At 62.0% G+C, this 15,761-nt stretch carries 17 protein-coding genes and 1 pseudogene; 4 read left to right on the plus strand and 14 right to left on the minus strand.

Features of this window, described 5'->3' with window-relative positions; translation table 11 throughout:
- Nucleotides 1-498: 498 nt before the first annotated feature.
- Together ASD03_RS10210 and ASD03_RS10215 are read left to right on the plus strand one after the other, a co-directional pair.
- A complete protein-coding gene (locus tag ASD03_RS10210) occupies nt 499-2,136 on the plus strand; it encodes an acetolactate synthase large subunit (RefSeq protein WP_057213218.1) in 1,638 nt (545 codons plus the stop codon).
- Between the two features lie 291 nt (nt 2,137-2,427).
- Nucleotides 2,428-2,673: a helix-turn-helix domain-containing protein gene (locus ASD03_RS10215; protein WP_025429968.1), complete on the plus strand. Its 246-nt coding sequence runs from the start codon at nt 2,428-2,430 to the stop codon at nt 2,671-2,673.
- Nucleotides 2,674-2,737: 64 nt separating this feature from the next.
- Here ASD03_RS10215 and ASD03_RS10220 read toward each other — a convergent pair whose 3' ends face one another.
- Nucleotides 2,738-3,610, minus strand: coding sequence for a LysR family transcriptional regulator (locus ASD03_RS10220; protein ID WP_200957318.1), 873 nt, complete (start codon nt 3,608-3,610; stop codon nt 2,738-2,740).
- A 90-nt stretch (nt 3,611-3,700) separates the two neighbouring features.
- Between ASD03_RS10220 and ASD03_RS10225 the strand changes: the two genes are divergently transcribed.
- Nucleotides 3,701-4,114: a VOC family protein gene (locus tag ASD03_RS10225; protein ID WP_025429966.1), complete on the plus strand. Its 414-nt coding sequence runs from the start codon at nt 3,701-3,703 to the stop codon at nt 4,112-4,114.
- A 14-nt stretch (nt 4,115-4,128) separates the two neighbouring features.
- Nucleotides 4,129-5,073, plus strand: a complete 945-nt coding sequence (locus tag ASD03_RS10230; protein ID WP_057213219.1) for a glyoxylate/hydroxypyruvate reductase A — start codon at nt 4,129-4,131, stop codon at nt 5,071-5,073.
- Here the strand turns inward: ASD03_RS10230 and ASD03_RS10235 are convergent.
- The 13 genes and pseudogenes from ASD03_RS10235 to ASD03_RS10295 form a co-directional block, all read right to left on the minus strand.
- Nucleotides 5,070-5,615, minus strand: a complete 546-nt coding sequence (locus tag ASD03_RS10235) for a phosphotransferase (protein ID WP_156407927.1) — start codon at nt 5,613-5,615, stop codon at nt 5,070-5,072. The two genes, ASD03_RS10230 and ASD03_RS10235, sit on opposite strands and share 4 nt — an antisense overlap.
- Nucleotides 5,612-5,908: a hypothetical protein gene (locus ASD03_RS10240; protein ID WP_057213224.1), complete on the minus strand. Its 297-nt coding sequence runs from the start codon at nt 5,906-5,908 to the stop codon at nt 5,612-5,614. The genes ASD03_RS10235 and ASD03_RS10240 overlap by 4 nt, the downstream gene beginning before the upstream one ends.
- A gap of 281 nt (nt 5,909-6,189) precedes the next feature.
- The gene (locus ASD03_RS10245; RefSeq protein WP_025429962.1) at nt 6,190-7,101 is read right to left on the minus strand and encodes an alpha/beta hydrolase-fold protein; all 912 of its coding nucleotides are present in this window, start codon (nt 7,099-7,101) and stop codon (nt 6,190-6,192) included.
- Nucleotides 7,102-7,222: 121 nt separating this feature from the next.
- On the minus strand, nt 7,223-7,972 hold the full coding sequence (locus ASD03_RS10250; RefSeq protein ID WP_200951687.1) for a 2OG-Fe(II) oxygenase: 750 nt from the start codon (nt 7,970-7,972) through the stop codon (nt 7,223-7,225).
- A complete protein-coding gene (locus ASD03_RS10255; protein ID WP_082555528.1) occupies nt 7,969-8,532 on the minus strand; it encodes a methylated-DNA--[protein]-cysteine S-methyltransferase in 564 nt (187 codons plus the stop codon). Before ASD03_RS10255 ends, ASD03_RS10250 begins: the two co-directional genes overlap by 4 nt.
- A gap of 140 nt (nt 8,533-8,672) precedes the next feature.
- Nucleotides 8,673-9,320, minus strand: a complete 648-nt coding sequence (gene alkB / locus ASD03_RS10260) for a DNA oxidative demethylase AlkB (protein WP_025429959.1) — start codon at nt 9,318-9,320, stop codon at nt 8,673-8,675.
- Nucleotides 9,317-9,967, minus strand: a complete 651-nt coding sequence (locus tag ASD03_RS10265; protein WP_025429958.1) for a hypothetical protein — start codon at nt 9,965-9,967, stop codon at nt 9,317-9,319. The genes alkB and ASD03_RS10265 overlap by 4 nt, the downstream gene beginning before the upstream one ends.
- Nucleotides 9,968-10,099: 132 nt before the next feature.
- Nucleotides 10,100-11,194, minus strand: coding sequence for a bifunctional DNA-binding transcriptional regulator/O6-methylguanine-DNA methyltransferase Ada (gene ada / locus ASD03_RS10270; protein ID WP_057213335.1), 1,095 nt, complete (start codon nt 11,192-11,194; stop codon nt 10,100-10,102).
- Between the two features lie 168 nt (nt 11,195-11,362).
- A pseudogene (locus ASD03_RS10275) lies at nt 11,363-11,808 on the minus strand (ester cyclase).
- Between the two features lie 139 nt (nt 11,809-11,947).
- The gene (locus ASD03_RS10280) at nt 11,948-12,919 is read right to left on the minus strand and encodes an ATP-binding cassette domain-containing protein (protein WP_057213226.1); all 972 of its coding nucleotides are present in this window, start codon (nt 12,917-12,919) and stop codon (nt 11,948-11,950) included.
- Nucleotides 12,912-13,889: an ABC transporter ATP-binding protein gene (locus ASD03_RS10285; RefSeq protein WP_057213228.1), complete on the minus strand. Its 978-nt coding sequence runs from the start codon at nt 13,887-13,889 to the stop codon at nt 12,912-12,914. Before ASD03_RS10285 ends, ASD03_RS10280 begins: the two co-directional genes overlap by 8 nt.
- On the minus strand, nt 13,886-14,707 hold the full coding sequence (locus ASD03_RS10290) for an ABC transporter permease (RefSeq protein ID WP_057213230.1): 822 nt from the start codon (nt 14,705-14,707) through the stop codon (nt 13,886-13,888). Before ASD03_RS10290 ends, ASD03_RS10285 begins: the two co-directional genes overlap by 4 nt.
- A 4-nt stretch (nt 14,708-14,711) precedes the next feature.
- Nucleotides 14,712-15,647, minus strand: coding sequence for an ABC transporter permease (locus tag ASD03_RS10295; RefSeq protein ID WP_057213231.1), 936 nt, complete (start codon nt 15,645-15,647; stop codon nt 14,712-14,714).
- Nucleotides 15,648-15,761 lie beyond the last annotated feature (114 nt).

Here is a 15,761-nt window from a genome sequence, read left to right on the forward strand (position 1 = left end):
TCCCGACCAATCAGCATCCGCCAATCAAGGAAACCTTAAAACGAAGGACATCGTCGCCAGCAGCGCCGCCGCCCTCGTTCAGTGATCGGGCTTATAGACCCCACTCACCGAACACGTCAACAGGCAATCGCAAAAAATCGACAAGATCGAACAACACATTGAAAATACACACGAATTGGAAGCGAGAGTTATCAACAGGGCGAGATGGGCGGTATCGCCTGGGCGAAAATACCGGATTTCCGGGCTTCCTGCGGCAACCGGAGCCAAATCGTCACCCGCTGATGCAAAGCCAGGGGCATCAGGACGACCAGTCCCCCGGTTTGCAGCGGGCAGATCGGTGGCCGCCGAGGCTCAAACACGACGCGAAATGCGGTTGCGTCTGCAATCGAGGACGATACTGTTCGAGAGCGGCGATCCCGGTCCGCCGCCCCAGGCAATCGCCGGGCCAACGCTCCACGAACGATACACATTGCGACACTCGCTGAAAGGGTTCGAAAGATGATGAAAGGTTCCGACGTTCTGATTGCTGCATTGGAGAACGAAGGGGTCGACTGCATCTTCGGCGTGCCCGGAGAGGAAAACCTGCATGTGGTGGAGTCGCTGCGTAAATCCCGCATCAAGCTGGTTTTGACCCGGCACGAACAGGCCGCAGCCTTCATGGCCGCGACGCATGGGCGCCTGACCGGCAGGCCGGGTGTCTGCATGGCGACGCTCGGCCCCGGCGCCCTCAATTTTTCGACCGGCGCCGCCTATGCCAATCTCGGCGCCATGCCGATGATCCTGATCACGGGGCAAAAGCCGATCAAGACGGCCCGCCAGGCCCGCTTCCAGATCGTCGATGTCGTTGCCTCGATGCGGCCCTTGACCAAGATGACGCGACAGATCGTCAGCGTCGGCAGCATTCCGGCCGCCGTTCGCGACGCTTTTCGCGTGGCCATGGAAGAGCGGCCCGGTGCGGTGCACCTTGAATTGCCGGAGGATGTCGCCGGCGAAACCATCGGTGAGGCGCCGATCATTCCGGTTCACCCGCTCGACCGGCCGGTGGCGCCGTCTGCTGCCATCGACCGGGCGGTTGAGATCATCCTTGCGGCCAAGCGGCCGCTGATCATGATCGGCGCGGCCAGCAGCCGCCCGCGGCTCGTGGATGCGCTCTCCGCCTTTGTCCGCCGGATGCGCATCCCCTTCTTCAACACCCAGATGGGCAAGGGCGCGGTCAACGGCGGCTCCAACCTCTATGTCGGCACGGCCGCTCTTTCCGAGCGCGACTATGTGCATGATGCCATCGATCAGGCGGACCTGATCATTTCCGTCGGTCACGACACAGTGGAAAAGCCACCCTTCCTGATGCGCAGCGAAGGCGGGCCGAAGGTTCTCCACATCGGCTACAGCTCGGCCAATGTCGAGCAGGTCTATCATCCCGACGCAGAAGTGATCGGCGACATCGGCACGACGGTGACCGCGATCGCCGATCGGCTCGGTGGCAAGCTCGATCCGGAACCGCTGCTGCTCAGCCTGCGCCAGACCATTCTCGACAAGCTCAACGAAGGCGCAGACGAAGACCGGTTCCCGGTGACGCCGCAACGTATCGTCCATGACGTGCGCAAGGTGATGCCGGAAGACGGTGTCGTCTGCCTCGACAACGGCATGTACAAGATCTGGTTTGCCCGGCACTACCGCACCCATGTCGCCAACACGCTGTTGCTCGACAATGCGCTCGCCACCATGGGCGCCGGCCTGCCTTCTGCAATGATGGCGGCGATGCTCTATCCCGAGCGCCGCGTCATGGCGGTGTGCGGCGACGGCGGCTTCATGATGAACTCCCAGGAGATGGAGACCGCCGTTCGCCTCGGCCTCAATCTGGTGGTCGTCATCCTCAACGACAGTGCCTATGGCATGATCCGCTGGAAGCAGGCCGTTGACGATTTCCCGGATTTCGGCCTGACATTCGGCAATCCGGACTTCGTGCGCTACGCGGAAGCCTATGGTGCGACGGGCTCGCGGGTCTCGAGCGCGGACATGCTGGTGCCGACGCTCGAGGCTGCCTTTACCGGCGGCGGCGTGCATCTCGTCGATGTGCCGATCGACTATTCCGAAAACATGCGCGTGCTGGTCGATGAGCTGCGCACCCGCTCTTAAAACCTGCTTTCTCCAGGCGAGTAACATAGGCCCGCCAGCCGTTGCCTTAATCGGGCGACCGGCCTGACGGGCCCGTATCCAAAGGACACCCCGGCCTTCGTCTCACCATGGATCCTAATGTTGCCAATCAAGGCGGCCCCATGGCCGTGATTGGCAACAAGCCTTGCGCTGCCATCTTTTGGACTTATATTGCACTGCACTCGGCGCCTGTTTTTGGCCGAGTTTTTCTTGGCTGCATGCCGCCTTCACGCGAAAAGCCTCGCTCTTCGCGCACAACCGAAGGACCACTTCATGACTGTTTCGATAAACAATCTTGATGCCTCCACCACGGGCGCTTTGGCCCATGTCGATATCGGCGATACCGTCAGACGTTCCCGTCAAGCGATCGGCTACAGCGTTGACGAACTTGCGCTCACCTGCGGGCTGACCGACATCGAAATCACCAACATCGAGCTTGGTGTCGACACCGATCCGGCCAAGCTCCGTCGGATCGCCGCCGCACTTCAGTTGCCCCTAACCACCTTCCTGCTCAGCTAGGCCCAATGGGCGTCGCGTCCACACGAGACGCGACACCCACCCGGCGTTCTTGGAGCGATGCCAATCAACCTGTAAAACCCTGCGATAGAATGTCCTTCAGTAGCGCAAGCGGCGTGGGGCGACTTGGCACGCGCTGATGCAGGAAAACAATCCTGCGCTCGTACGAGGCGGCATCGGGTACCTCGACCAGGCAAAATCCGTCCCGTCCCAGGCCCTGCCAGGCCGGAACGACGGAGTTTCCCATCCCGTTGGCCACGAGCATGGCTATGGTTTCGAGCGCGTCCATGTCGCAACGAATGTCCGGATCAAGCCCGGCATCGGCGAGATATTGTGACGACAGCCGCCCGCCCCAGGATCCCGGATCGTAGCGGATGAACGGCGCCTGCCGGATTTGCTCAGCGATATCGTCAGGTTCCGTCGCATCCCTGCTGATGAACACAAGCGGTTCGCGGCGAATGACATATGCCGCCAATCCCTTTGGCAGCAAGAATGGCGGTTCAACCAGAACCGCGGCATCGAGCTCGCCTGCAAGCAACTGTTCGTAGAGCTGCAACGACGAACCGGGGCGCAGTATCAGCTTCAGGCTCGGCGCCCGACGGGAGAGTTCGTCCAGAACCTCAGGGAAGATGCCTGTCAGCGCCGTCGAGATCGCCCCGATTTTCAACTCGGCGGCAAGACCGCCGCCTGCAACGTCGTATCTGAGGTTTTCGACTTCCCGGATTAAGAGACGCGCCCGCGGCAACAGCGAAAGACAGGCCTCCGTCGGCTGGGCCGAATGGGCGCCGCGGGCAAGCAAAATGCACCCAAGGGCCCGTTCGAGCGATTGAATGCGCTGGCTGACGGCGGCCGGCGTCAACTTTTCCCGGCGTGCAGCGGCTGCGATGGACCCCGTTTCCACCGTGGCGACTAGGCTTTGCAGGAAGCGAATATCCACCATGAATCCTTATTCTCAGAGAAAGAATTACCTAGTTTTTCTTAGCCTCTCAAGACGCTATCCCTGTGTCAACCGGAGACACAGGAGTTCCAGATGAAGTCGCTTTTCCATCTCGCCTTTCACGTCACCGATCTCGATGAGGCCCGCAGGTTCTACGGCGACGTGCTTGGTTGCGAGGAAGGGCGCAGCACGGATACCTGGGTCGATTTCGATTTCTTTGGGCATCAACTGTCGCTGCATCTGGGCAAGCCGTTCGAAGTCACGCGGACCGGCAAGGTCGGCAACCACCTCGTACTGATGCCGCATATGGGCGTGGTGCTGCGCTTGGCGGATTGGTTCGTGCTGGCCGAGCGCCTGGAACAAAAGGGCGTGCGCTTCGACATTCCGCCGGTCGTGCGTTTCGAAGGCGAGCCCGGCGAGCAGCGGACGATGTTCTTCCTCGATCCGAGCGGCAATCCCATCGAGGTCAAGGGGTTTGCCGATTTCGACAGCCTGTTTGCACGCTGACACCGGAGGCGGATGTGAAGAAGCCTATCGCCTTGGTGACGCGCATCGACCGCGCCGACGAACAGGCCTGGGTGGCCATCCTGGCCAGGCTGTTGCCGGAGAGCGAAATCGTGCACTTCCACGAGATGGACGATGCGCAGCGCGACGCCGCCGAAATCGCCATCGTTGCCAATCCCGATCCTGGGCACGTGGCGGCCCTACCCAATCTCAAGTGGATACACAGTCTTTGGGCAGGGGTAGAGCGACTGGTCGCCGAGCTCGGCCAGGCAGCGCCCCCGATCGTCAGGCTTGAAGACCCCGAGCTGGCTCGGGTCATGGCGGAAGCGATCCTTGCCTGGACCTATTATCTTCACCGCGACATGCCCGCCTACCGCAGGCAGCAGGCGGCGGCAATCTGGCGGCAGCATCCGTACCGCCGGCCAGGCGATCTCACGGTCGGGATCCTGGGCATGGGGCTTCTCGGAAAAGCAGCGGCAGGAAAACTGACGGCAGCCGGCTTCCGGGTTACGGGCTGGGCACGGTCGCCGCAGCAGATAGACGGCGTCGATATGGTCAGCGCCGAGAGCGGCCTCGATCGGCTCTTGCGGACAAGCGACATAGTCGTCAGCCTGTTACCGCTGACATCAGAGACCCGCGGCCTGCTCGATGCCCGTCGCCTCTCATCCATGAAAACCGGCGCGCGCCTCATCAATTTTTCCCGCGGGCCGATCATCGTCGACGTCGACCTGATCGCGGCGTTGGACGCTGGGCATATCGCGCATGCGGTGCTCGATGTTTTCGACGCCGAGCCTTTGCCACCCACGTCGCCCTATTGGCGGCATGACAGCGTGACGGTATTGCCGCACATTTCCGCGCCGACCGACAGGAACACGGCCGCCGTGATCGTCGCTGATAATATCAATCGGTATTATGCGACCGGCGCACTGCCCGCAGCCATCGATATCAAGCGCGGGTACTAGCCGCGTCTTAGTGCCTCGAGCCCCGCGTTCAGCGCCACATCGTCACCATGCTCGAGGCCGAAGAGGACGTCCAGCAGCGGGAAGGTGCTGCGATAGAAGCGGATCTGGTCCTGCATCGCATCTATCCCGGGATAGTATGGGTGCATGAGCGCGAGGAAATCGTCGCCCAGGCCGGCGGAAAGGCTGGCGAGGTCATGAGCAGGGTCGCCGATCGAGCATCCCGCAAAGTCGATAACGCCGGAGACCTGGCCGTCGTCGACGAGAATGTTTCCCGTGCCAATGTCACCATGAATGATCGCCGTGGCGAGTTGTTCGCTGTCAGCCGAAAGAAACCGTTCGAAATTACCTCGAATTGCGATGGCAATGTCGGCCGGCACGAGCGGCAGAACCTTTTCGACAACATCAGAAAAAAGGTCGCGCCATTCCGTCAGGGGATCATGCGCTTCGTTCCGCACGCCGAGAGTATCGAGCGGCAGCGCATGCAGAGCCCGGAGGAAGCCGGCGAGTGCCGACGCCAGCTGTTGTCGCCGGGTGTCGCTCATGCCGGCGAGATCCAGCAAAGGCGTGCCGGCAATTTCGTGTGCGTCGCGACAATGTCCGAGGCAAGGGTCACAACGCTTGCGGCCGGAACGGGCAGCGGCAGCCGCCCGGCAAGAGCCGCAAGGACCTTCGTTTCCCGCAGGAGATCACGACACGCGCCGTCATGCCGTGGAACCCGAATGATCAATTGCCCGGTGTCGAGCACATGATTGTTCTGCCCGGTGTCGATGACTTCCGCCGACAGGATTTCCAGCCGCCCGAGGACCGATACTATTTCATCTATGCTCGGACGCATCGTCCGCCCTCTCCAAGCAACAGCGTCCTCAAAGGTTCTGCCAAACGCCACCATTCCGCCCTCGTCAGCGAACTGCAATGCGGCGGCTGTGGCCACGCGTTTTCAGGGACATACTGCATAACTTCGTGGAGTGCCAACGGGTCGGTCGGGTGTCGTGCGCCAATACTTGTCTTCTATAATCAAGTTTATCACGCGGCAAGCGTGTTCCTGCGAAAACACATCCCATCCGACGCATAGGCGTGTCACAGTGCCAAGCCGCAGGGGGTTGTGCGCCCGATGCCCTAGCCGTTTCGGAAGCTGGCGCCGACGAAGCTCAGCGCTTCGGGCAAACCGCTGCGCCAATAGGCCCAGTCATGGCCGCCCTCCCGTGCGATGAAGCGGTGCTCCACGCCAAGCTTTTGAAGCTTCAAATGGAGCTCGGAGTTGCCAGCGAAGAAATCGTCACTCGAACCGCAATCCATATAGAGCGCTGTCTTGCCGATTTGCTCGGCAGGGATCGTCTCGACCAGATCGAGCACGCTGTTGTCGTGATAGGCGGCATTCAAACGGCCCTTGCCGGCAAGCCCCAGCCCCCAGGCTTTGCCATAGCGACGATCGTATCCCGACTGGTCCATCTCGACGACCTGACCGTCTGTTCGAAAGGCCGCGCTCAGCGCCGCAGCGGCGGAGAACATCTCAGGCCGTTTGAATGAGAAGGCGATGGCCGCATAGCCGCCCATGGAAAGGCCGAGAATCCCGCGCCCTTCCTTCTCCGGCACCGTCCGGTAGGTGTGGTCGATGTAGGTTACGAACTCCTGAAGGAACATGTCCTGCCAGCGGTAACCGCCGTCAGCGTCGTTCATGTAGTAGGTGTTGAATCTGTTCTCCTTGTCCCGGCGCCCTTCCGGCGTGACTGCGATGAAGGCCGGCACCTCCCCGCTTTCGATCATCCGGTCGAACACCCGGTCGGCTCCGCCGAAACGATACCAGTCGGTATTTTTGCCTTTGCCCCCGCCATGCATGAGATAGATGACGGGGTAGGAGCGGTTCCCGGCCTCGTATTTCGGCGGGAGATAGACGGTATATTCGACATCCTTGCCGAGAATCCTGCTGGGCATCTTTTGCCCTTCGAGCACCGTGCCCGCGTTCGCCGCCCAGGAATTGGCCAAGGAAACGAGCGCGAGAAAGCCGGCAAGAACGGTCGTTTTGAACATCGAGTTCCTCCTGTCTGCAGGCTTGGCAAATAGGCGGAAGGAAGTCGTTGTCAAACAAAGCCCCTCACCCGAAAGCGAGGGACATTGACCGCAAGCCATGAAAGCGGCGGTGCGAGCCGCGCTATCTTGAGTCGTGAAAGATGATGCCGACAGTGTGGCGCAGGCCTGACCTGACACGGCTGACGCCATGGCGCAGGTTGACGCGATAATTGCCCTTCGTGCCTTGAACCGGCCGGTTGTGAACGGCAAAAGCCACGGCATCACCTTGGCGGAGGGGAACGACCTCGACCCGGCTTTGCATGCGCGGACGCTGCTCCGTCAGCACGAATTCACCGCCCGTGAAATCCTTTCCCGGTTCGGAAAGAAGGATCGCGACCTGTATCGGAAAGGCAAGATCACCATAGAGGTCCTGGTGCAGGCAATTGAAATCGCCGGGCACATATTGCAGCAGCAGCGGTGTTGGCCGTGTCTGGCCCGCATCGTGGCACTGCCTCAGGAATTCCCGGTGCTCCGCCGGATATCTCGTCTCGATCCCCATGCGACCGTTCCATTGGTTGGCAACGTCGGCGAGGCGCGGATAGAGCGCAGTGCGAAGACCGCCAAGCAGATCCGGCAACGGATACTTGAAGTAGCGATATTCCCCCTTGCCGAAACCGTGCCTGGCCATGTGGATATGGCTGCGGAAATGCTGCTCGTCCTTGTAGAGCGCCGAAATCCGTCGGCAGTCGTCCGCCGACAGAAGCTTTTCCATGACCGCGCAGCCATAGCCGTTCAACGCGTCCGAAATCGCCTGCCAATCGTAAGCTGCGACATGCGTCTCCACAGCCTGTTCGGTCCGATCTGCAATAGCCATTGAAATGCGCGGATTCATAGCATCGCCTCCTTGGCGATCAGCGTGCGCTTGCGCTCTATGCCCCAACGGTAGCCGGCGAGTTCACCGCTGCTGCGCACGACACGGTGGCATGGAATGGCCAAAGCGATGACATTGGCGGCGCAGGCGTTGGCAACGGCGCGCGCGGATGTCGGTGCGCCAACGCGGACCGCCAGCTCGGCGTAAGTGATCGTCGTCCCCGCCGGGATCGCGCGAAGCGCCTGCCAGACACGGCGCTGGAGTGTTGTCCCGCGAAGGGCAAGCGGGAGATCCATTCCCTCGCCAGGGTTATCGATGAAGCGAAGGACCTTCGCCAGCTCGGTGCGAAGTCCGGCTTCGTTCCGGTTCAATGCACGGCCAGGAAAACGATCCGCAAGATCTCGCTCCAGTTGCTCCGCGTCAGCACCGATCAGGATCGCACAAACACCGCCGACGCTGCGCGCGATCAGAACACAGCCCAACTCTGCTTGTGCAACGCCATACTCCACGGTTGTGCGGTTAGCGACGTCGACGGCTTGCCGCGGTCGCGGGGTGTGCGTCCGGTTGTCGATGAGGTTCATGAGACTAACTCCTTGTTCCGTTCCGTTCCGTTCTCTTCACCGACCCTAGAGATGCGTCGCCTTGGCCGAACTCCGCTCCTTGCTTTCAAATCGAAAAGACTTGTCTCCTGCAGCGCCGCCCGCATCACATCGATGGTCCCTTAACGTGCACGCCGGAAGGTCAGGTTGATGCGCATGCGGCCAAGGGTCTCGTGTTCGCCGTCCTTCAACTCTGTGACCCCGTGATAGAATAGGCGCGACCGCCCACCCCAGATGACGACATCGCCATGACGCAGCGCGTATTTGCGGATCGGGTCGGTGCGGTTTGGTCCGCCAAACTGGAATGTGGCGGGGAGTCCGAGCGAAACCGAAACGATGGGGTGCGAGAAATCGCGCTCGTCCTTGTCCTGATGAAGCGAAAGCCGTGCGCCCGGTTCGTACCGGTTGATCAGGCAGGCATCGGGTCTGAAATCCGGATAGCCTGCTTCGGTCGCCGCCGCGATGGCAAGGTCGAGGAAGGACGATGGCAGCGGCGGCCACGGCTTGCCGCTCTCCGGGTCCAGCCGGTCGTAGCGGTACCCGCTCCGGTCCGTGACCCATCCGGCCGCCCCGCAATTGGTCATCGCAACCGACATCGTGTAGCCGCCCGGTGTCACCATGTGCCGGAACGGTGCCTCAGCAATGACCGAACGCAGTCCCGGCAGGATTTGCCCCTCAAGCGACAGCGCAAAGCCGCGAAGCAGCGTCGCGCCTTCGGCCATGCTCTCGCGTGACGGTTCGACGGCAAGCTTGGCGAATAGGTCAGTCATGGCGTCTTTCCGGAGAGAAAATTGGTGATGTCGGGATGAAGGACAGGGCGGTAACCGGCCCGAAGAACCCTGACGGTCGAAGGCGGCGTCAGAATTCCCTCAGCGATGATGCCCATTTCCGGGCTCAGGTAACCCGCCTCGGTCCAGCGGAAACAGCGCCCGGATGCGAGCGTGAAGGCAAAGCCGGATGCCACCACCATCGTCCCGTCTGGTAGATCCCTGACTGGCGACGGCAACGGATGGATGCGCTTCTGTCCGCGTAGAACTCGTTCGCTATGGAGCACCGCATCGAGTTCGCCCGCCGAAGGCGACGCCATCAAGCCGCCAGTCCAGGCGACTCTGAAGACTAGAGCGGCCTCCCGTCTGCAGAAGAAGCACGGGCGGTGCCCCGCCGCCAGCGCCACGGCCTCGTCGAGGAAGAAAAGCTCGGTCCAGCTTCGGCCGGCCATGACGTCGCGCCGGCGATCCCCGTATTCGCAGGTGCAGATCAGCCACGCCTTGGACGTCCACCGCCGCCGCAATAGGGTTTTCGTCTCGGGGTCGTGGATGATGCCGCGGTTGCCGGTGAACAGGCCGCGCTGCGCGATAGCGATAATGTCGCCGAATGGCGTCACGCGATTCTGGAGGGGCTGGCGAACGCTATTCATACAGGCGGATCTCCCCGGGCCGCATTACGTCGGAAATGATATCATCGAACGGGCGGGCGATATGCAGCCCGACGCACCGCTTCGTCGCCGTGAAGATAACCATTTGGGCGCGACACCGCGCGGCGGCACCCATTAAGCGGCTCCACGGGCCGCCTCGCGGTCGAGCAAGGCGCGCTTGCGTTCGACGCCCCAGGCATAACCCGACAGCGCTCCATCATTCCGCACCACCCGATGGCACGGGATGACAACGGCGAGGCTATTCGCCGCGCATGCGCCAGCGACGGCACGAACCGCCTTCGGCTGCCCGATGCGACGGGCAATTTCCGCGTAGGACACCGTCCTGCCGACCGGAATTTCCTGCAGGGCCTGCCAGACCCGCTGCTGGAATGCTGTCCCGCGAACATCGAACGGTAGGTCGAGGCCGATGCCCGGGGCTTCGACGAAGCCGACCACCTGTGCGACAAGCGCCTCGTAGTCGGCATCGGCGCCAATCAGCTCCGCCTTCGGAAAACGGTCCTGAAGGTCGCGCACAAGCGCCTCCGGATCGTCTCCGAGCAGGATGGACGCGACACCTTTCCGGCTTGATGCGACGAGGATCGCGCCGAGCGACGTCTGGCCGACGGCAAATCGGATTTCCTCATCCGCGCCGCCTGCGCGGTAGCGTGCCGGCGTCATGCCGAGAATATCAGTCGAGTTCTCGTAGAAACGACCGCTCGAGTTGAAGCCCGCTTCATAGATCGCCTCCGTTAGGCTGTTGCCCGCTTCCAGCCCACGACGAACCTTGGCAGCTCGATGAGCAGCCGCATAGTCCTTTGGCGTCAAGCCGATCGCTGCCTTGAACAGCCGATGGAAATAGCTCTGGCTCTTGCCGACGGCAGCGGCCAGATCGCCCAAGGCCAGCTCTTCATCGCTGTCTTCGATCAGCCGGCAAGCCCTAACGACGATGGCAGCGTTTGCCTCATCGCTGGATGGGCCGTCCGGGTTGCACCGCCGACACGGGCGAAAGCCCGTCGCCTTCGCGCCTTCAAGCGTGTCGTGCAATTGGACATTCTTGGGATTGGCGATGCGTGAAGGGCATGAGGGGCGGCAATAGACGCCGGTGGTCGTGACCGAATACCAGAAATGCCCGTCGGAAGCCTTGTCGCGGCTGACGATGGCGACCCAGCGCGGGTCGCGCGCGACTGGGACCCTGGTCGCGGCAGCTGCGGTTGGGAATGTCGTCGCCATATTCATCGTCGGACGCTCCTCATTCCGGTCGCGCCTGGGAGGTATCCGGGTCGCGGCCTTCAAGCTCAAGATTGACCACCACTCGGGCGATCTGCTGCTCCAAGAAGCTTCGCCAAAAAGGCTGGGCCACGCCACCCGTTTCCTGTGCGTGGCGTGGCACCCGATCGATCAGGCCGCTTTCATCAATCCGAGTTGCGTCAGGGCCGCAACCCCGTCGTCGAGACCGCCTCGACGATCTTGCCGTTGATGACCTTCAGAACCGTCGTCCCCGTGAAGCGCATCTTGCGGCCACTTCCTGCCGGCAGACTGCCGGCCAGGAAGTCGTCGAAGGCAGCGCCGGTATGGGTGCCGCCGCCTTCCCATTGGCCGACGACATAGTCGCCTTCGGCGATGAGGTCGGCCGTGCCCCAGAAGTTCAGATCCGGGAACGCGGCACGGAAATCGGTCATGAAGGCTTTGATATCATCATGGCCGCGGCGCGGTTCATGCAGGGAATATTTCAACAGCATGTCTGCAGACGCGATCTCGTTGACGATGGAAAGATCTACGTCGCGACCCCAAAACTCTGTGAACCATCTGCTGACCACCGCCTTGTTGTCTTCTTCCTTGCTCATTGGCTTTCTCCTCGAACTGACACAGGCTCGACCGTCGATAACGCCGGTTGCCTGCGCATAAAGGTAGCCTGAGCTACGGCGCCCAAAACTCCGGTTCTTACCCTCCAATCGAAACCAGTTCGCAATTCCGAGCGCCGGCTCAGCCCCGCGCGATCAGACGAACGCTGTGGTCGTCCCGAAGCGCAATCAATTGCGAAGACGGCGGCAGGCTGTAGACGTCATGCTTTCCGAATTCTCTGGGGTAGTAGTCATAGCCCGGCGGCGGTTCCGGTGTTTCACGAGGATCCACCGGGCTTTGGCCCGTCAGCTCGGTGACCGGATCGAGGATCGCCCCGATCAGGCGGCGGGTATAGGGATGCTGTGGTTCGCTGAAGACCCGGTCCCAGCTGCCGGTCTCGACGATCTGGCCGAAATACATCACCGCCACGCGGTCGCTCATATGTTCGACCACGCTCAGGTCATGGCTGATCATGATGTAGGACAGATCCAGCCGCTCCTTGAGTTCCAGCAGCAGGTTGATGATCTGGGCGCGGATCGAGACGTCGAGCGCCGACACCGGCTCGTCCAGCACCACGACCTTAGGGTTGAGGATCAAAGCGCGTGCAATGCCGATGCGCTGGCGCTGGCCGCCGGAAAATTCGTGCGGGAAACGCCCCGCCTGCTCCGGTTTCAATCCGACCAACTGCATCATCTCTTCGATGCGTCGCGCGATCTCCTTGCGGTCGGAAATCCCGTGCAATCTGAGCGGTGCTGCCAGCGACGTGTAGATCGTCTGACGGGGGTTGAGCGACGCGTACGGGTCCTGAAACACCATCTGCGCCATGCCGGCACGCTCGAGCCGGGAGGGCCGCGCCTTGCCGGTGATCGATCGCCCTTCGAAATAGATCTCGCCCGCGGTCGGCTCCTGAAGTCCGAGGATCGAAAGCGCAAGCGTCGACTTTCCGCAACCGGATTCGCCGACGATCGACAGGCATTCGCTCCGGTTCAACGTCAGGCTCAGGTCGTTGACCGCGCGCAGAGTGCGCTTCGAGCGGCCGAAGACGCCGTTGCGCACCGGGAAATGCACGCTCAGGCCGTCGACTCTGACCAGTGGTTCGTTGTTATCACTCATGGTTGAAACACTTCACGAAGCCATCATGGCTGAGGCCGGTTGGCGGTGGAATTTCGGCGCTGCAGATGGACGTCGCCCTGTGGCAACGCGGCTGAAAGCGACAGCCCGGCGGAAAACTGGCGATGGAGGGAACCGTGCCTTCGATCTCCTGAAGGCGCTTGCGCCCTTCCAGCCGGCGCGAGCCCAGATGCGGCAGCGATCGCAACAGGCCGTCGGTATAAGGATGGGCCGGATGGAGGAACAGGTCGGCGACCGGCCTCTCCTCGACCAGGCGCCCGGCATACATGATGCCGACCCGGTTGCACATATTGGCAATCACGCCCAGATCGTGGCTGATCATCAGCACTGATGTGCCGCGTGCAGCGCAAAGCTCCTTCACGAGTTTGAGGATCTCCGCCTGCACCGTCACGTCGAGCGCCGTCGTCGGCTCGTCGGCGATCAGCAGGTCCGGATTGCAGGCGAGCGCGATGGCGATCATCACCCGCTGCCGCATGCCGCCGGACATCTGGTGCGGATAGTTCTTCACCCGCTCCTCCGGCGCCGGAACCTGCACGTTGCCGAGTGCCTCGATCGCCAGCTTCTCGGCTTCCTTCCAGGTCGCACCCTTGTGCAGGACAAACATCTCGGCGATCTGCCGGCCGACCGGAGACAACGGGTTGAGCGCGGTCATCGGTTCCTGGAAAATCATGGCGATGCGCTCGCCCCGAAGCCGCCGAAGCTCGCGTTTCGAAAGCTCCCTCAAGTCCCGGCCATTGAATTTCAGCGAACCGCCGGTGACGGCGAGCGGCGCGCGCAGCAGGCCGATGATCGAAAGCGCGGTAATGCTCTTGCCGCAGCCCGATTCACCCACGAGGCCATACGCTTCTCCGCGCCCAATCGAAAAGGATACGTTGTCGACGACGTTGTGACTGACCCTGCCCGATACAATATCGAGGCGAAGGTCGCTGACCTCCAGCAAGTTCTCGGTCATAGCTGCCGCGCCCTCATATGCGGGTCCAGCCAATCGCGTAGACCGTCGCCGAAAAGATTGAGACCGAGAACCGTGACGAAGATCGCCAGCCCCGGAAAGATCGCCGCCCAGGGTGCGATGACGATGAGTTCGCGCGCATCCGTCAGCATGTTGCCCCAGCTCGGGAACGGCGGCTTGATGCCCAACCCGAGATAGGAGAGTGCCGCTTCCGCAAGGATCGCATCGCCCATGCCCAGCGTTCCGATCACCAGGATCGGGCCGATCATGTTGGGCAGGATCTGCGTGATCATGATGCGGATGTCGCCATAGCCGAGCGTCTTGGCCGCCTGGACATAGCCCTGCTTCTTCAGTGACAGCGCCGAGCTTCGCGCGATGCGACAGGTCCATGACCAGTTGGTGAGCCCCAGCGCGATCAGCAGGCTGGAAAGGCCAGGCCCAAGGATCGCCATGATGGCGAGCGCGAAGATCAGGCTCGGGATTGCCAGCATCAGGTTGGTGAGCCCGGTGACGAAATCGTCCCACCAGCCGCCGAAATAGCCGGCCGAAATGCCGAGCGCCAGGCCGATTAGCGTGTTGATGACCTGCGAGCCGATGCCGACGGCAAGCGAAATGCGGGCGCCATAGAGAATGCGGCTGAGAACGTCACGCCCTTGCGCGTCGGTGCCGAACCAGAACTGCGCGTCCGGCGGCAGTTCCGCGTTCATCAGGTCGGCGTCGAGCACGGGATCGGTCGGTGCCAACCAGGGCGCGAGCAGCGCCGCTGAGATGATGACGAGACAGAGGACGCCCCCGATGAGGAGATTGAGCCGTATTCTCATGGATCTATCCGTGGCTGATGCGCGGATCGATGACCGCGTAAAGAATATCGACGATGGTGTTGATGAGTAGGAACCAGAGAACGATGACGAGGATCGCACCCTGAACCACCGGGATGTCGCGCAGGCTGACGCTGTCGACCAGCAGAGAGCCCAGCCCCGGCCAGGAGAACAGTTTTTCGACCACCACCGCCTGACCCATCATCGAACCGAACTGCAGGCCGATGGTGGTGATGATCAGCACAAGCACGTTGCGAACGACATGCCAGGTGACGAGGCGAAAGCCGTTCATGCCTTTGGCACGGGCGGTGCGGATGAAATCGGCGTTCATCACGTCGAGGACGGCGGCGCGCGTCGTTCGCGCCAGGAGTGCCATCGGCGCCACGCCGAGCGTCAATGCCGGCAGGATCAGGTTCATCGGCCCGCCGTCACCGTAGCCGAAGCTCGGCAACCAGCCGAGCGTCAGCGCGAACAGATACATGCCGAGCAGCCCGAGCCAGAACTGCGGCAGGGACAGGCCGGAGACCGCCCCGATCATCGTCAGCGTGTCGATGATGCTGCCGGGCTTCAAGGCGGCGATGAAACCGAGCGGCACCCCGACGAACATCGCGATTGCCATCGCCGCGAATGCGAGCTTCAAGGTCGGCCCCATGCGCTCGCCGATCAGATGGGCCACCGGCTGGCGGCTGCGGAACGATGTTCCGAGATCGAACCTTGCGAGATCGGAGAGATAGGCGCCGAACCGCACATAGAGCGGTTGGTCGAGACCGAACTCGCGCGTCATCTTTTCGACGATCTTCGGATCGCCGCCGCCCTTGCCATTGGCTGTCAGGCTGGTGGCGATGCTGCCCGGCACCACGCTGAAGATCACGAAGATCAACAGCGATATCGCGATGACTGTCGGGATCACCTGCAAGATGCGGCGCACGACGAACTGAAGCATTCATTTCCTCCCTCGCGGCGCCCATCAACGGATGCGCGGGCGATAGTCCTCCGGCACATGCCACCGAGCGATAGGCCACTCGGAGCAGATCATTCCGGCGGGTTGCCGCATCGT

This window comes from Ensifer sp. Root127 (assembly GCF_001425225.1).
Taxonomy (GTDB): Bacteria; Pseudomonadota; Alphaproteobacteria; order Rhizobiales; family Rhizobiaceae; genus Ensifer; species Ensifer canadensis.

Bases quoted from the DNA above. Each gene is read 5' to 3' on its own strand.
- ASD03_RS10210 (WP_057213218.1), top strand. From the start codon at position 499: ATGATGAAAGGTTCCGACGTTCTGATTGCTGCATTGGAGAACGAAGGG.
- ASD03_RS10215 (WP_025429968.1), top strand. From the start codon at position 2,428: ATGACTGTTTCGATAAACAATCTTGATGCCTCCACCACGGGCGCTTTG.
- ASD03_RS10220 (WP_200957318.1), bottom strand. From the start codon at position 3,610: ATGGTGGATATTCGCTTCCTGCAAAGCCTAGTCGCCACGGTGGAAACG.
- ASD03_RS10225 (WP_025429966.1), top strand. From the start codon at position 3,701: ATGAAGTCGCTTTTCCATCTCGCCTTTCACGTCACCGATCTCGATGAG.
- ASD03_RS10235 (WP_156407927.1), bottom strand. From the start codon at position 5,615: ATGAGCGACACCCGGCGACAACAGCTGGCGTCGGCACTCGCCGGCTTC.
- ASD03_RS10240 (WP_057213224.1), bottom strand. From the start codon at position 5,908: ATGCGTCCGAGCATAGATGAAATAGTATCGGTCCTCGGGCGGCTGGAA.
- ASD03_RS10245 (WP_025429962.1), bottom strand. From the start codon at position 7,101: ATGTTCAAAACGACCGTTCTTGCCGGCTTTCTCGCGCTCGTTTCCTTG.
- ASD03_RS10250 (WP_200951687.1), bottom strand. From the start codon at position 7,972: ATGAATCCGCGCATTTCAATGGCTATTGCAGATCGGACCGAACAGGCT.
- ASD03_RS10255 (WP_082555528.1), bottom strand. From the start codon at position 8,532: ATGAACCTCATCGACAACCGGACGCACACCCCGCGACCGCGGCAAGCC.
- alkB (WP_025429959.1), bottom strand. From the start codon at position 9,320: ATGACTGACCTATTCGCCAAGCTTGCCGTCGAACCGTCACGCGAGAGC.
- ASD03_RS10265 (WP_025429958.1), bottom strand. From the start codon at position 9,967: ATGAATAGCGTTCGCCAGCCCCTCCAGAATCGCGTGACGCCATTCGGC.
- ada (WP_057213335.1), bottom strand. From the start codon at position 11,194: ATGGCGACGACATTCCCAACCGCAGCTGCCGCGACCAGGGTCCCAGTC.
- ASD03_RS10280 (WP_057213226.1), bottom strand. From the start codon at position 12,919: ATGAGTGATAACAACGAACCACTGGTCAGAGTCGACGGCCTGAGCGTG.
- ASD03_RS10285 (WP_057213228.1), bottom strand. From the start codon at position 13,889: ATGACCGAGAACTTGCTGGAGGTCAGCGACCTTCGCCTCGATATTGTA.
- ASD03_RS10290 (WP_057213230.1), bottom strand. From the start codon at position 14,707: ATGAGAATACGGCTCAATCTCCTCATCGGGGGCGTCCTCTGTCTCGTC.
- ASD03_RS10295 (WP_057213231.1), bottom strand. From the start codon at position 15,647: ATGCTTCAGTTCGTCGTGCGCCGCATCTTGCAGGTGATCCCGACAGTC.